1 protein-coding gene is annotated in these 1,431 nt (G+C 61.2%); it reads right to left on the minus strand.

The window, feature by feature from the left end:
- The coding region (locus BLV22_RS14770; RefSeq protein WP_091616869.1) for a CoA-acylating methylmalonate-semialdehyde dehydrogenase at window positions 1-1,430 on the minus strand (1,430 nt) is incomplete at its 3' end.
- Window position 1,431 lies beyond the last annotated feature (1 nt).

The raw sequence follows: 1,431 nt of genomic DNA on the forward strand, positions 1-1,431 counted from the left end.
TTCTTGCGGGTGTAGAACTCCACGCCGTCCTTGCCGTTCGCATGCAGATCACCGTAGAAGGAATCCTTCCAGCCCGAAAACGGGAAGAACGCCATCGGGGCCGGCACGCCCACATTGATGCCGAGCATCCCGGAGTCGATGTTTTCCCGGAATTCACGGACGCTGTGCCCGGAGCTCGTGAACAGGCAGGCACCGTTCGCAAAGCGGGACTCGTTCGCCCATGCAATGCCGGCCGTCAGGTCCGGCACGCGGACAATGGATAAGACCGGCGCGAATATTTCGTCCTGCCAGATCGTCATCGTCTGCTGCACGTGGTCAAAGATGGTCGGACCGATAAAGTAGCCGTCCTTCGCCACCTCGTCCTCGCGGCCGTCGCGCACGAGCGTCGCGCCTTCTTCGACGCCTTTGTCAATATAGGCCTTCGTTTTCTCGAGGTGCCCTTCGCGGATCACCGGCCCGAGGAACACGTCTTTTTCGCGGCCGTTGCCGATCGTGACGTCGTCGGCATACGCCTGGATGTTTTCCACTAGCTGATCGGCGACGCTTTCCTGTACCGCGACCACGGAGGCGGCCATGCACCGTTCCCCGGCCGAGCCGAAGGCGGCGTTCAGAATCTGCCAGGCGGCATTATCGAGATCCGCATCCTCCATGACGAGGGTGTGGTTTTTCGCCCCGGCGAGCGCCTGGACGCGTTTGCCGTGCGCCGTGCCGTTTTTATACACATATTCCGCGACCGGCTGGGAGCCGACAAAGGAAATCGCCGGCACATCGTCGTGTTCGAGCAGGCCGTTCACCACGTCATGCGCTCCGTGCACCACGGACAGCACGCCTTTCGGAAGCCCCGCTTCCTCAAACAGCTCCGCGAGCCGGTTCGCAAGCATCGGGGTCCGCTCGGACGGCTTCATCACGAACGTGTTGCCGCAGGCAATCGCGAGCGGAAACATCCAGCACGGCACCATCATCGGGAAGTTGAACGGAGTGATGCCGCCGACCACGCCGATCGGGTAGCGGTACATCCCGGACTCAATGTTGGTGGCAATGTCCGGCAGCTGGTCGCCCATCATGAGCGTCGGGGCCCCGGCGGCAAATTCCACGCACTCGATGCCACGCTGCACTTCACCTTTAGCCTCCTTCAGGTTTTTGCCGTTTTCGAGCGTAATGATCTCGGCGAGCTCGTCCCAATGGTTGATGAGCAGCTGCTGGTAGGCAAACAGGATGCGGGCGCGCTGCGGGACGGGCTTTTTCGACCAGTCGCGGTAGGCCGCTTTGGACGCCTTCACAGCCTCATCTACTTCGTCTTTCGAGGAGAGCGGGACGCGGGCGATCACCTCACTGGTGGCCGGGTTGTACACCTTGTCGGTGGCGGACCGGGACTCCACCCATTCGCCGCCGATAAAATTTTTCAATGTCGTTACTGCTTGTTCCTGCATA

Source organism: Marinococcus luteus, assembly GCF_900106595.1.
Lineage (GTDB): Bacteria > Bacillota > Bacilli > Bacillales > Marinococcaceae > Marinococcus > Marinococcus luteus.